This window comes from Halostella sp. PRR32, from assembly GCF_034808085.1.
Classification (GTDB): domain Archaea; phylum Halobacteriota; class Halobacteria; order Halobacteriales; family Natronoarchaeaceae; genus Halostella; species Halostella pelagica.
The window spans coordinates 1-270 of the sequence record NZ_JAXHGL010000131.1; the positions used below are offsets into that span (position 1 = coordinate 1).

Genomic DNA, 270 nt, shown 5'->3' on the forward strand with positions numbered 1-270 from the left:
GCGTCGCCCTCGCCGAAGGCATCGCCATAGGCGCGCTGGACCGCCCGAACCCGGGGCGAACCGATATTCACCAGCGGCACCCCGACCACGGCACAGGTACTCAGCTTCTCGCCGTCGTAATCGACGCCCTCGGTGAGCGTCCCGCGCGTGCTCGTGACGAGCACCTTCCCATCCCCGGCGAAAAAGTCCTGTTTCAGCGCCTCGGTATCTTCGTTCGAGGAACTCTCGTCGACCAGCACTGGCTTGTCGACCACGTCGTCGAGATACGAG

At 64.8% G+C, this 270-nt stretch carries 1 protein-coding gene; it reads right to left on the reverse strand.

Features of this window, described 5'->3' with window-relative positions; genetic code table 11:
• A partial coding sequence (locus tag SM753_RS20645) for a helicase C-terminal domain-containing protein (RefSeq protein ID WP_323192934.1) occupies positions 1 to 270 on the reverse strand: 270 nt, incomplete at both ends.